The sequence below is a fragment of the Pelomonas sp. CA6 genome, assembly GCF_022549225.1.
GTDB lineage: Bacteria > Pseudomonadota > Gammaproteobacteria > Burkholderiales > Burkholderiaceae_C > Roseateles.
The window spans coordinates 150980-163331 of record NZ_JAKZFD010000005.1; the positions used below are offsets into that span (position 1 = coordinate 150980).

Annotated in this window: 9 protein-coding genes; 7 read left to right on the top strand and 2 right to left on the bottom strand. The window is 71.7% G+C overall.

The window, feature by feature from the left end; all coding sequences use genetic code 11:
• Positions 1-79: 79 nt before the first annotated feature.
• Positions 80-331 carry a hypothetical protein gene (locus LZ017_RS10415; RefSeq protein ID WP_241396757.1) on the bottom strand — a complete coding sequence of 84 codons (252 nt, stop codon included), beginning with the start codon at positions 329-331 and terminating at the stop codon, positions 80-82.
• Between the two features lie 280 nt (positions 332-611).
• Here LZ017_RS10415 and LZ017_RS10420 point away from each other — a divergent pair, with 280 nt between their 5' ends.
• The 6 genes from LZ017_RS10420 (at position 612) to LZ017_RS10445 (ending at position 8238) form a co-directional block, all read left to right on the top strand.
• Positions 612-1877, top strand: coding sequence for an efflux RND transporter periplasmic adaptor subunit (locus LZ017_RS10420; RefSeq protein ID WP_241396758.1), 1266 nt, complete (start codon positions 612-614; stop codon positions 1875-1877).
• A complete protein-coding gene (locus tag LZ017_RS10425) occupies positions 1878-3107 on the top strand; it encodes an ABC transporter permease (RefSeq protein WP_241396759.1) in 1230 nt (409 codons plus the stop codon). It begins immediately after the preceding gene.
• The gene (locus LZ017_RS10430) at positions 3104-3859 is read left to right on the top strand and encodes an ABC transporter ATP-binding protein (RefSeq protein ID WP_241396760.1); all 756 of its coding nucleotides are present in this window, start codon (positions 3104-3106) and stop codon (positions 3857-3859) included. Before LZ017_RS10425 ends, LZ017_RS10430 begins: the two co-directional genes overlap by 4 nt.
• Positions 3860-3985: 126 nt before the next feature.
• Positions 3986-5878, top strand: a complete 1893-nt coding sequence (locus LZ017_RS10435) for a hypothetical protein (RefSeq protein WP_241396761.1) — start codon at positions 3986-3988, stop codon at positions 5876-5878.
• A gap of 189 nt (positions 5879-6067) precedes the next feature.
• Positions 6068-7417: a dicarboxylate/amino acid:cation symporter gene (locus LZ017_RS10440; protein WP_241396762.1), complete on the top strand. Its 1350-nt coding sequence runs from the start codon at positions 6068-6070 to the stop codon at positions 7415-7417.
• Between the two features lie 86 nt (positions 7418-7503).
• On the top strand, positions 7504-8238 hold the full coding sequence (locus LZ017_RS10445; protein WP_241396763.1) for a YoaK family protein: 735 nt from the start codon (positions 7504-7506) through the stop codon (positions 8236-8238).
• 7 nt (positions 8239-8245) lie between these two features.
• On the opposite strand, the gene LZ017_RS10450 is transcribed toward LZ017_RS10445, so the two are convergent.
• On the bottom strand, positions 8246-10747 hold the full coding sequence (locus LZ017_RS10450; RefSeq protein WP_241396764.1) for an MASE4 domain-containing protein: 2502 nt from the start codon (positions 10745-10747) through the stop codon (positions 8246-8248).
• 227 nt (positions 10748-10974) lie between these two features.
• On the opposite strand from LZ017_RS10450, the gene LZ017_RS10455 reads away from it, so the two are divergent.
• Positions 10975-12351, top strand: coding sequence for an HD domain-containing phosphohydrolase (locus LZ017_RS10455; protein ID WP_241396765.1), 1377 nt, complete (start codon positions 10975-10977; stop codon positions 12349-12351).
• Position 12352: the final 1 nt, after the last annotated feature.

A 12352-nucleotide genomic window follows, 5' to 3' on the forward strand; every position in this document is an offset into this window, starting at 1 on the left:
CATGACGCAGCGCCCGTTGCCGGGACGGCGACGGGTGTCGTGTCCGCTGGCGATCGGCTGAAGAGCGCCAGCGGGAGACTCACTTCTCTTTGATCTTCCGGTACACGAAGACCGTCAGGCCGACACAGAGGCAAGACAGGCTCCCCAGGATGATGATCTGCGTCCAGTCGTGCTCCATGTTCCCATTGCTTCGCCCCAGTTGGGCGTTCACCTCGACGAGGTGCAGATAGCTGCTGACCACCTGCCCGAGCATGAGGAGACACACCAGGGTCGCGAAAACCATCAACATGACATGCCGTGCATTGAGCTGATTGTGGCTGGGTGAGGCCACGGTGAGTTCCTCTCGCGAAGGGAATGGCGCGATTCTGCCAAGCGGGCTGTCACCAGCCCCCAGAAATGCACGCAAGGGGCGCAGCAGCGGGCGCCGCCCGGTCGTGGCGCCCCGCCAACCGGCCGGGTCTCGCCCTTGACGAACATCACCAGGCCGCCGGCGGCCCCTCTTAAGATGTCCGCATGAATGCACGGCACTTTCCCTGGGCCGCACCGTGGCCGGCCGGACCCGATGGCGTTGGCGCGCGGCCCCCGGGCACCCCGCGCGCGAGGACGGCGCGATGAGCGCCTGGCGTCCGAAGCGGTGGCAGCTGGGTCTGCTGGCCGGCGTGGCCTTGGCCGCGGCGTCGCTGGCGCTGTGGAGCTGGCGCGATCCGGTGCTGGAAGTGGCCGAGGTGCACGCCGCACCGCTGCGCCAGACGCTGCAGTTCAGCGCCCGCGTGCAGTCGCCCAAGCGCGTGGAGATGGGCAGCACGCTGACGGCGCGGGTGGCCGAGGTGCGGGTGCGCGAGGGCGACCGGGTGCGCCAGGGTCAGGTCTTGCTGCAGCTGGACGCGGCGGAGTGGCAGGCGGCGCTGGACCAGGCCCGCGCCCAGGCGCTGCAGGCGCGCGAGAAGCTGCGCAGCCAGCGCGAGCAGGGGTTGCTGGTGGCCCAGGCGCAGCTGGCGCAGGCCCAGGCCGCGCAGGCGCAGGCCGAGCAGGACTGGACGCGCACGCAGTCGCTGGTGGGCGCGGGGTTTCTGAGCCCGGCGCGCCTGGACGACGCGCGCAAGGCGCTGGACGTGGCCCAGGCCCAGGTACGCAGCGCGCAGGCGCAGCTGGACGCGCAGGCGCGCCAGGGCAGTGAAGCCGCCGCGGCGCTGGCGCAGTGGCAGGCCGCCGAGGCGGCCGCGCGGCTGGCGCAGAGCAAGCTGGCGCAGACGCAGATCCTCGCGGTGGCCGACGGCCAGGTGCTGGAGCGGCTGGCCGAGCCGGGGCAGATCGTGCAGCCGGGCAAGGCGCTGCTGGGCCAGTCGGTCGACGGGCCGCTGGAACTCATTGCACTGGTCGATGAACGCTACCTGGGCCAGCTGCAGCCGGGGCAGGCGGCGCGCGTGCTCGCCGATGCCTATCCGGGCCGGCCCTTCGACGCGCGGCTGGACCGCCTGGCGCCGCAGGTGGACGCGCAGCGCGGCGCGGTGCAGGTCTGGCTGCGCCCCGAGGGCGCGGCGCCGGCCTTTCTGCGCGAGGACATGACGCTGTCGGTGGAGCTGCTCACCGCGCAGCGCGAACGCGCGCTGACGGTGCCGCTGACCGCGCTGCGCAGCGACCGCGGCGCCGAGGGCAGCGTGGCCGTGCTGCGCGAGGGCCGGGTGGAGGAGCGCGCGATCGGACTGGGGCTGCGCAACCTGGACCATGTCGAGGTGCTGCGCGGATTGTCCGACGGCGAACAGCTGCTGCTGGACGCGCAGGCGCCGCTGGGCCACCGGGCGCGGGCGCGCGTGGTCGAGACGGCCACGCCCAAGGGCGTGAGCCGCGACGCGCGCGGCCTGGGCGGGATGCGCTGAATGCGCTGGCGCGGCCTGGGCTTCGAATGGCGGGTGGCGTTGCGCTTCCTGTTCGAGGGGCGCTTCCAGAGCCTGCTGATCATCGTCGGCGTCGCCGCCGGCGTGGCCGTGGTGGCCTACATCTCGGCGCTGGTCGGCGGGCTGCAGCGCAACACGCTGGAGAAGACGCTGGGCGCGCAGCCGCATGTGGTGATCTCGCCACCCGACGAGGTGGTGCGTCCGGCCTGGCCGGCGCCGCCCGGCGTGCGCCCGCTGACCGACACGCAGGCGCGCGCGCAGCGCCTGCTCAGCCTGGGCAACTGGCCCGCGGCGCGCGCCTGGCTGGACACGCGGCCCGAGATCGCCGCGGTGTCGCCGCTGGTGGCCGGCGCCGCGCTGGCGCAGCGCGGCGAGGCCAGCCGCTCGGTGTCGGTGCAGGGCGTGGAGCTGGAAAGCTATGCGCGCATCGTCAATCTGCGCCAGCGCATCGCCGCCGGCGAGATGCGCCTGCTGCCCGGCGAGGCGCTGATCGGCCAGCAGCTGGCGGCGGACCTGGGCCTGCGCGTGGGTGACCGGCTGGTGCTCAACACCGGCAGCCGCAGCGACAACGTGCGCATCAGCGGGCTGCTGGACTATGGCGCGCGCGAGCTCAACCGGCGCACCGTGCTGCTGCCGCTGCGCAGCGCGCAAAGCCTGCTGGACCTGCCCGGCGGCGCGACGCAGATCGACCTGTCGCTGCGCGACGTCTGGGCGGCGCAGGAGCTGGCGCAGCAGCTGGGCCGCATGCTGCCCTACAAGGTGGAGAGCTGGCAGGAGACGAATGCGCAGCTGGTCTCGGCGCTGAACGCGCAGAGCGTCAGCACCACGCTGATCCGCGCCGTGGTGATGGTGGTCGTGGTGCTGGGCATCGCCAGCGTGCTGGTGGTGACGGTGGTGCAGAAGCGCCGCGAAATCGGCATCCTGCGCGCGATGGGGGTCACGCGGGCGCAGATCATGCGCGTCTTCCTGGTCCAGGGCGCGGTGGTCGCGGTGCTGGGCTCGCTGCTGGGCGTGGCGCTGGCGGTGGCCATGGTCTATCTGTTCACGCATTTCGTGCGCGGCTCCGACGGGCTGCCGCTGTTCGTGATCCAGCTGCCGGCGTCGGTGGCGCTGCAGGTCAGTGGCATGGCGCTGCTGGCCGGCGTACTGGCCGCGTGGGCGCCGGCGCGCCGCGCCGCGGCCATGGACCCGGCGCAGGCGATACGGCTATGAGCGCGCCCGCGAGTCCTCCCTCCGAGGTGTCGCGCGCGCCACTGGTGCGGCTGCAGGCGCTGTCCAAGACCTACAACCTCGGCGAACCGGGCGAGACTCAGGTGCTGCACGAGCTGTCGCTGCAGATCGCGCATGGCGAGTTTGCCGCGCTGATCGGGCCTTCGGGCTCGGGCAAGAGCACGCTGCTGAACATCCTCGGCCTCTTGGAGCGGCCCAGCGCGGGCGGCTACGAGCTGGACGGCCGCGCCGTGCAGGACCTGGACGACGACGCGCTGACCGAAGCGCGCCAGCGCCAGCTGGGCTTCGTGTTCCAGTTCCATCACCTGCTGCCGGCCTTCAGCGCGCTTGAAAACGTCTGCCTGCCGGCGATGGCGCGCGATGGCCGCATCAGCGCCGCGGTGCGCGAGCGCGGCCGCGCGCTGCTGGCCGCGGTGGGGCTGGCGCAGGCGATGGAGCGCAGCCCGCGCCAGCTCTCGGGCGGCATGCAGCAGCGCGTGGCGATCGCGCGCGCGCTGATGCTGGAGCCGGCGCTGGTGCTGGCCGACGAGCCCACCGGGAATCTGGACACCGCGTCGTCGGACGAGGTCTTCGCGCTGCTGCGCCGCATGCATGCCGAGGTGGGCACGACCTTTCTGGTCGTCACGCACGACCCGCGCCTGGCGGCGCGCTGCGACCGCGTGATCGAGCTGGTCGACGGCCGCATCGCCCACGACGGCCCGCCGCCGGCGCCCGCGGACCGAGCGCCGCAATAGCACGGACCCGGCCCGGCTAATGCGGCGTTTGCCGCGCGCGGCGCTGGGCATACTGGGGCGGTCTTCAACGAGGCGGGCTCGCGCCCGCACGCCGCTGCCATGTCGTCGCGCCCCTGCATCCGCCCCTTGTCCTCCCTGCTGCTCGCCGCCGGGCTGGCGACCGGCCTGGCCGCTTGCGGCGGCGGAGGGGGCGGGGGTGGCGGCGACTCGGCTGGCTCGCCGGCGGTGGACCTGACGCTGTCGGGCGTGGTCGCAGCGGGCGCGCCGGTGGGCGGCGCCAAAGTCAGCGTGGTGGACGCCAAGGGCCAGAACCTGGGCAGCACCACCGCGCATGCGGTGGAGGGGCGCTACAGCCTCAAGCTCAGCGGCGGCTCGCCCAGCTTTCCGCTGCTGGTCGAGGCCAGCGGGCTGGACGCCGCCGGCAACCCGGTGCAGCTGCACGCCAGCGTGGCGACCCAGGCCAGCGCGATGACGGCCAATGTGACCCCGCTGTCGGACGCGCTGGTGGCCCTGCTGCTGGGCACGGCGCCGGCCCCGGTGTTCGCCCAGGCCAAGGACAAGGGCGACCTGCTGGCCGCGCTGGCCCAGCCGGGCGCCGCCAGCGATTTCCTGAAGACCCTGATCAAGAGCCAGCTCACCGACCTCAAGCTCAGCGCCAGCACGCTGGACCTGCAGGGCGACGCCGGCTTCGCCGCCAACAAGAGCGCGCAGGACCTGCTGCTGGAGGCGCTGCGCGTGAGCCTGACGCGCGACGCCAAGGGGCTGGAGCAGCTGCAGCTGGGCAACAAGCTGCTCAACACCCAGTCGGCCGAGGTGCAGGTGGACCTGGCCAGCGCGCGCACCGAGCTGCTCAAGACCGCCGGCACGCCGGCCAACGCGATCGGCTCCACGCTCAAGGCCACGACCAGCGCGACCAAGGTGCTGGCCAATGCCGCGGCACTGGACGACCTGGGGGCGGCGCTGAACAAGCTGATCGCGCAGGGGCTCAACGCCAGCGCGCTGACCAGCCACGCGCTGCTGAAGGGCTTCGACAAACACGACGGACTGTTGCTCGCCGACCTGGCCGCGCAGCTGGCCGGCTATGCGCAGAACAACTGGCAGCTGGGGCGCTTCCAGTTCACCGGCTGCGCCGACGAAACCCAGACCAGCGCGACCGACTGCGCCCGGCCCACGGTCAGCGCGCCGGTGCTCAGCAGCAGTGGCGAGCTCAAGGGCTTCTTCAGCTCCGCGGTGGGCTACAACGCGAAGAACACGCCGGCCTGGGGCCTGCTCGGCAACGGGCGCAAGCTGGGCTTCGCCGTGGTGCCGGCCAGCTGGCTGGCGCTGGAGGCCAACGGTGTCGCCAGCACCGGGCTGAGTGCCGGCAATCCCAGCGCCGGGGTCAAGCTGCTGATGCGCAGCACCGGCAACGGTGCGACGCTGGACAAGGCGACGGTGCAGACTCCGGGCGGCTTCAGCATCCCGCTGGCCAACTGCGGTTCCGAGTGGCTGTGCATCAGCGCGACGGCCGGCGCCAGCAGCGCCGTGCCCACGCTGGGCATGGCCGACCAGCTGATGCAGCCCGCCAGCACCGGCTGGATGGGCAGCGCCGACACCCTGCGCGGCGCCAAATACCTGGCCACCCATGCGCAGGCCGCGGCCCAGCCGGCCTGGCTGCGTGCCGAGCTGCCCACCACGCTGCCCGCGGTGGCGCGTTTCCCGCAGCTGGACGGCGTGTCCGCCAGCGCGGTGCTGAGCGGCAGCGCGCTGGCCGATGCCGCCGGCTACAAGGCCGTGTGGGCGGGCTGGGCCGCGGCCAATCCGGACCTGCGCCTGGACCAGGTTCGCGTGGTCTTCCTGATGAGCGACCAGGCGCGCCAGACCGTGCTCGTGCCGGCCCCCGGCGCCACCCAGCTGCAGCTGCCTCAGATCACCGACCCGGTGGTCGCCGGCGCCAGCGTGCAGGGGCAGCAGCTGTGGCTGCGCGCGGTCGACGCGTCGGGGCGCTGGTACGAGACGCGCTACACCGTGCAGCGCTGAAGCTGTCGTCCGGCTGACGCGCGACTGGCGCGGCCTACGCACATTCCGCAACTAGGCGCGGAGCGGAGGCGGGGGAATCATGGCGGCCATCGTCGGAGCCGGCGCGCATGCTCGCGCGCGGCGACCGGCCCCGGCCCATGTCCACCGCCCGTCGCGGACGGCTGACATGGGCACAGCAGGAGACAGCCCATGCACACCCCCGAGGCCCGCCGGCCCTTCTACCGTTCGCTGTACTTCCAGGTCATCACCGCCATCGTGATCGGCGTGTTCCTGGGGCATTTCTATCCCGAGAGCGGCGCTGCGATGAAGCCGCTGGGCGACGGCTTCATCAAGCTGATCAAGATGATGATCGCGCCCATCATCTTCTGCACCGTGGTCGTCGGCATCGCGGGCATGGAAGACATGAAGCGCGTCGGCAAGACCGGCGGCTACGCGCTGCTGTACTTCGAGGTCGTCAGCACGCTGGCGCTGGTGATTGGGCTGGTGATCGTCAACCTGATCCAGCCGGGCGCCGGCATGCACGTGGACCCGCACACGCTGGACACCAAGGGCATCGCCGCCTACACCGGCCCGGGCAAGATGCAGGGCACGGTGGACTTTCTGCTCGCCATCATCCCGACCACGGTCTTCGACGCCTTCGCCAAGGGCGAGATGCTGCAGGTGCTGCTGATCTCGGTGCTGTTCGGCTTTGCGCTGCACCGCTTCGGCGGCCGTGGCACGCTGGTCTTCGACTTCATCGAAAAGAGCTCGCACGTGCTCTTCGTGATCATCGGCTACATCATGAAGCTGGCCCCGATCGGCGCCTTCGGCGCGATGGCCTTCACGATCGGCAAATACGGTGTCCGCTCGCTGGTGCAGCTGGGGGCGCTGATGGGCACCTTCTACCTGACCTGCCTGATCTTCATCTTCGTCGTGCTGGGCCTGATCGCGCGTCTGCACGGCTTCTCGGTCTGGAAGTTCATCAAGTACATCAAGGAAGAGCTGCTGATCGTGCTGGGCACCTCGTCCAGTGAATCGGTGCTGCCGCGCATGATGGCCAAGCTGGAGAACCTGGGCGTCAAGAAGTCCACGGTGGGCCTGGTGATCCCGACCGGCTACTCCTTCAACCTGGACGGCACCTCCATCTACCTGACCATGGCCGCGGTCTTCATCGCCCAGGCCACCGACACGCCGATGAGCCTGCTGCAACAGCTGACCCTGCTGGCCGTGCTGCTGCTGACCTCCAAGGGCGCGGCCGGCGTCACCGGCAGCGGCTTCATCGTGCTGGCGGCCACGCTGTCGGCGGTGGGCGGCGTGCCGGTCGCCGGGCTGGCGCTGATCCTGGGCATCGACCGCTTCATGTCCGAGGCGCGCGCGCTGACCAACCTGATCGGCAATGGCGTGGCCACCGTGGTGGTGGGCAAGTGGACCGGCGACGTCGACGAGGCGCGCCTGCGCGCCCAGCTGGACCGCGAGACCGACCTGGAGGCCGACGCGCCCGAGCAGGTGCTGGACACCACCGACTACCACATGCCCTCACCGGGCCAGGCGCCGCGCTGATCGGCGACCCCCTGCAGCGGCGGCCTAGAATTCCTGGGCCGCCGTTTTTCTTTGGCGGTCCCCAGAGGACTTCTCCACGCCATTGCATGCCTCTTGAACTCGCCCGCCGACTGGTCGGCAAGGACCGGACGGTCGCCGCCAACCGCAGCCTGGGACGGCTGCTGGCCTTTGTGGCCGGGGCGATCAACGCGGGCGGCTTTCTCGCTGTCCAGCAATACACCTCGCACGTCACCGGCATGCTGTCCGCGCTGGCCGACAACCTGGCGCTGGGGCAGCTGGCGCTGGTGTTCGACGGCCTGGTCGCGGTGCTGTCCTTCCTGTCCGGGGCCATGGCCTGCGCGGTGCTGGTGAACTATGCGCGGCGCCGGCGCCTGTCCAGCGAATACGCGCTGCCGCTGCTGGCGGAGGCGCTGCTGATCCTGTGCTTCGGGCTGCTGGGCTCGCAGCTGACGCAGTTTGAGGCCCTGCTGGTGCCCTTCACCGTGATCCTGCTGTGCTTCATCATGGGGCTGCAGAACGCGGTGGTCACCAAGCTCTCCAACGCGGTGATCCGCACCACCCACATGACCGGCATCGTCACCGACCTGGGCATCGAACTGGGCAAGCTGCTCTACGTGAACGACCGCCGCGTCGAGATGGCGCCGGTGCGCGCCGACCGCGACCGCCTCGCGGTGCTGGCCAGCCTGCTGCTGTCCTTCGTGATGGGGGGCGTGGTGGGGGCCTTCGGCTTCAAGTGGGTGGGCTATGCCTTCACGGTGCCGATCGCGCTGCTGCTGGCGACCTTCGCGCTGGTGCCTTTCTGGGATGACCTGAGGCGCTAGCGTCGGCTCAGCGCGAGGGTAGCGGCTGGCGCACCCAGCGCCGCAGCGCGCGCGCGAAGGCCAGCGGATCGATGGGCTTGTCCAGGCGCGCGTCCATGCCGGCGTCGCGGCATTGCTCCCACAGCAGGTCCGAGCTGTCCGCGCTCAGCGCGAGGATGGGCAACTGCTCGCGGCCGGGCATCGCGCGGATCAGCCGGGTTGCCTCCAGCCCGCCCATGTCGGGCATCTCCAGGTCCATCAGCACGAGGTCGAAGTGCTCGTGGCGCACCAGGCTGAGCGCCTCGGCGCCGGTGCCGGCGCTGGCCGAGGCCATGCCGGAGGCCCTCAGATAGGCGCTGGCGACCTCGCGGTTGACCGGGTTGTCGTCCACCACCAGCGCGCGCGTGCCGGACAGCTCGCGGGCCAGGGCCGCAAAGTCGGGCCCATCGGCCGGCGCGGCGCTGGGTGTTTGCGATTGCGACTGCAGCCGGACCAGCGCTTCGCGCAGCCGCGTGCGCAGCAGCGGCAGGCGGACCAGCGCGACGCGCAGCCCCGGCAGCGGCGCGGCGCCGTCGGCCATGGGGTCGGGCAGGGCGCTGAGCACCAGCAGACCCGGCCGAGGCCCGTCCGGCAGCAGGGCCAGCAGGCGCTGCAGATAGGCCGGCAGCGCGCCGTCGTCACTGCCCCAGCCCAGCGCGACGAGGTCCCAGTGCTCGTCGAAGTCGCCCAGCGCATGGGCGCGCGCCTGCTCCTCCAGCGCGCGCGCGTCCACCGTCATGTCCAGCGCCTCCAGCTGGCGCTGCAGCCGGTCGCGCGCGGCGCCGGGCGGGGCCAGCACCAGCACGCGCGCGGGCAGGGGGCGGCGTGGCGCCTCGGCGTCGGCAGGCAGGCCGAAGCTGGCGCTGAAGCTGACCGTCGTGCCCTCGCCGCGGCGGCTTTGCAGCGTGATCTGGCCGCCCATCAACGCCACCAGCCGGCGGCAGATCGCCAGTCCCAGCCCGGTGCCGCCATGGCGCCGCGCCACGTCGGGCGCGGCCTGCGAGAAGGCCTCGAACAGCCGCGACTGCTGCGCCGGGTCCATGCCGATGCCGGTGTCCTGCACGCTGAACTCCAGCCGCACCTGCCGTGCCTCGCGCGACAGCAGCCGCACCGCCAGCAGCACCTCGCCGCGTTCGGTGAACTTCACGGCATTGCCGGTCAGATTGTTGAGCACCTGCATCAGCCGCATCGCGTCGCCGACCAGCTGCTCCGGCACCTCGGGCGCCACCGCGAAGCGCAGCTCTACGCCGGCCTGGCTGGCGCGCGCGGCGAACAGATCGCCGACCGATTCCAGCGCCTCGTCGAGCCGGAAGGGCTCGCGTTCCAGCTCCATCTTGCCGGCCTCGGCCTTGGAGTAGTCCAGGATGTGGTTGAGCAGGCGCAGCAGGGCCTGCGACGAGGCATGGGCCTTGGTCAGGAAGTCGCGCTGCATGGGTTCCAGCCGCGTCTGCAGCACCAGGTGGGTCAGCCCGATCGCGGCGTTCATCGGCGTGCGGATCTCATGGGCCATGCTGGCCAGGAACAGATCGCGCGCACGTATGCCGGCCTGCGCCTCGTCGCGCGCGCGCTCCAGCTCGACGCCGCGCCGCAGCGCCGACTCATGCGCCTCGGCGAGACGGCCGTAGAGCAGCGCGTTCTCGAACAGCAGCTCCAGCAGCACCACGGCGCAGGCGATCAGCCCGTAGATGCGACCGGCATAGAAACCCAGGTCGAAGCGCCCCGCGTTGAACATGGCCGACAGGGCGATGTCGAACAGCCAGGCCGTGCAGACCACGACCAGCCACAGGTCCAGCACCGTCGCCGAGCGGCGCCGCAGCAGGCACAGCAGCGCGGCCAGGCTGAGCAGCCAGACGCTGGTCACCGTCGGCGCCATCGCCGGCGTGTAGCGGTTCTGCGCCATGATGGCCGGCAGCAGCGACTGCCCCGCGGTGGCCAGCGCCAGCAGGACCAGCGCCAGCGCCACGCTGCCCAGCAGCAGCGCGCGCTCGGCGGTCCGCGACAACGGGCCGGTGCGCGGAGACAGCCCCACATAGGCGATCACGAAGAGTGGGAAGCCGCCATGCCACAGCATGTAGATCCAGGCCGTGCCCTGGGCGCCAGCGCCCAGCAGTCCGGTGGGCGCGAACAGTCCCGGAAAGCTCAGCGCATGGCCCACGGTCAGGGTCGCGGTGTACAGATAAGCGGCGACCAGCATCAGCAGGCTGGCCTGGCGGCGCACGCGGAACTGGCCGTAGAGCAGGGTCGCGGTGATGAGATCCATCATCACCAGCAGCGCTTCGTAGATGGGAATGAAGGCGGGCACCGCGGCCAGTTGCTGCTGCGCGAAGGGCAGCATCGCGACGAAGGCCGTGGCCGACAGCAGCTGCACGCTGAGCACGCGCCGGTGTTGCAGCGGCGTGGCCTGCTCGGCCAGCAGAAAGCCCGCCGGCGCGCCCGCGGCGGCCGGCGGCAGGACGGCCCCTTCGACCATCGGCTTCGGACCGAACTTCACGCATCCTCCCTGGCGTTGCGTGCCCCTGCGGCCACGGCCATGACCGGCCGGACGTCGGGTGTTGGCCACAGCATCGCCCGGCTGTGTGATGTCGAACAAATTTCACGGAACATAGACCCTGCGGTCGGCATGGGCATGGGTGGCAGCCGTGCGAAGCCGGCCAACATCGGACCATCACCGGTCCGCCGGGGCCGGTGAGGGCGTCCGGATCCCCGTGGGAGGAGGGCATGATGCAAGAGGAAGTTCAGCGGCCGGTGCTGCTGTTCGTCGACGACGAGGCGGCCATCCTGAGCGCCTTGCGGCGCCTGTTCCGCCCCGAGGGCTATCGCATCCTGCTGGCCGAGAGTGCCGCGGCCGGGTTGGCGATCCTGGAGACCGAGCCGGTGGATCTGGTGGTGTCGGACATGCGCATGCCGGGCATGGATGGCGCGCAGTTCCTGGAGCAGGTGCGGCTGCGCTGGCCTCAGGTGGTGCGCATGCTGCTGACCGGCTATGCCGACATCGGCTCCACCATCGCGGCGATCAACCGCGGCGAGATCCACCGCTACATCGCCAAACCCTGGGAAGACCACGAGATGCTGCTGAGCGTGCGCGACGGGCTGGACCGGCGCCGCCTGCAGCGCGAGAACGAGGCGCTGCAGGCGCTGACTCAGGCCCAGAACGAGGAGCTGCGGCGCGTCAACGACAGCCTGGCCAGCCGCGTGAAGGCGCGCACGCAGGAACTGGAGCAGGTCAACGCGATGCTGGAGAAGGCTTACGCGCAGCTGCAGGACAACTTCCTGCTCTCCATCCGCGTCTTCTCCGGGCTGATGGAGCTGCGCCTGGGCGGCAACGCCGGCTATTCGCGCCGCGTCGCCGAGCTGGCCCGGCGCATCGCGCGCGAGATGAAGCTGGGCCCGCAGCTGGAGCAGGACGTGTTCGTCGCCGGGCTGCTGCACGAGGTCGGCAAGATCGGCCTGCCGGATGCGCTGCTGGGCAAGCCGCTGTCGGCGCTGTCGGCCGAGGAGCTGGGCCGTTACCGCCGCCACACGCTGGCTGGCGAGGCGGCGCTGATGCCGCTGGAGCAGCTGCGCCGCGCCGCCGGCTATCTGCGCTCGCACCATGAGCGCGTCGACGGCAAGGGCTTCCCTGATGGGCTGAGCGGCGAAGCCGTGCCGCTGGGCGCGCAGATCCTCGCGGTGGCGAGCGACTACCACGCGGCGCAGTCGGGCCGCATGGCGCAGAAGCGCTACAGCGAGGACGAGGCGCGCGCGCTGATCCACGGCGGACGCGGCACGCGCTACGAGGCGCAGGTGGTGGAGGGCTTCGACGCCGCGGTGCGCGCGCTCGCGGCCGAGCCGCCGGCCGACCGCCTGATCGCGGCGCAGGACGTGCAGCCGGGCATGGTGCTGGCGCGCGACCTGACCACGCCGCGCGGCGCGCTGCTGCTGGCCCAGGGCCACGTGTTCGATGCACGCGTGGTGCGCCAGATCCGCGAGTATGTGCAGCGCGAGGGCGCGCGCCTGACCCTGTATGTGCGCAACGACGAGGCCGCCGGCCGCGCGCCAGCGCCCGGGACCGGGGCCGGGGCCGGGGCCGCGGCGCTGCCATCGCAAGGAGGATAGC

Excerpts from the sequence above, each read along its gene's own strand:
- LZ017_RS10420 (WP_241396758.1), top strand. The coding sequence starts at position 612 with ATGAGCGCCTGGCGTCCGAAGCGGTGGCAGCTGGGTCTGCTGGCCGGC.
- LZ017_RS10425 (WP_241396759.1), top strand. The coding sequence starts at position 1,878 with ATGCGCTGGCGCGGCCTGGGCTTCGAATGGCGGGTGGCGTTGCGCTTC.
- LZ017_RS10430 (WP_241396760.1), top strand. The coding sequence starts at position 3,104 with ATGAGCGCGCCCGCGAGTCCTCCCTCCGAGGTGTCGCGCGCGCCACTG.
- LZ017_RS10440 (WP_241396762.1), top strand. The coding sequence starts at position 6,068 with ATGCACACCCCCGAGGCCCGCCGGCCCTTCTACCGTTCGCTGTACTTC.
- LZ017_RS10445 (WP_241396763.1), top strand. The coding sequence starts at position 7,504 with ATGCCTCTTGAACTCGCCCGCCGACTGGTCGGCAAGGACCGGACGGTC.
- LZ017_RS10455 (WP_241396765.1), top strand. The coding sequence starts at position 10,975 with ATGATGCAAGAGGAAGTTCAGCGGCCGGTGCTGCTGTTCGTCGACGAC.